Source organism: Sporosarcina sp. USHLN248 (assembly GCF_037144575.1).
Lineage (GTDB): Bacteria > Bacillota > Bacilli > Bacillales_A > Planococcaceae > Sporosarcina > Sporosarcina contaminans.
Window position 1 is genome coordinate 1 of the sequence record NZ_JBBCZC010000146.1, and the last position, 213, is coordinate 213.

Genomic DNA, 213 nt, shown 5'->3' on the forward strand with positions numbered 1-213 from the left:
CGCCCAGTAGATATAACGACAAAAGTGAAAACGGTCTGCGACAATGACAGGGCGTCCCAATGCCTTTTTCACAGCTGCCTTAAAGCTTGGATTCATATCCATGACCACCAATTCAACGTCTGCCCCGTATTTGTGGAGATAATCCTTAATCGTTTCTTTCCTTCGATTCGGTAAGATGTCCAGCGGTTCGTGTGTTTCTGCATTCGCAATGAT

The 213-nt window shown here is 45.5% G+C and carries 1 protein-coding gene; it reads right to left on the reverse strand.

The window, feature by feature from the left end; all coding sequences use genetic code 11:
* Nucleotides 1-213 (reverse strand): transposase (locus WFH04_RS18290; protein WP_336825754.1); only part of this gene is annotated, 213 nt, incomplete at both ends.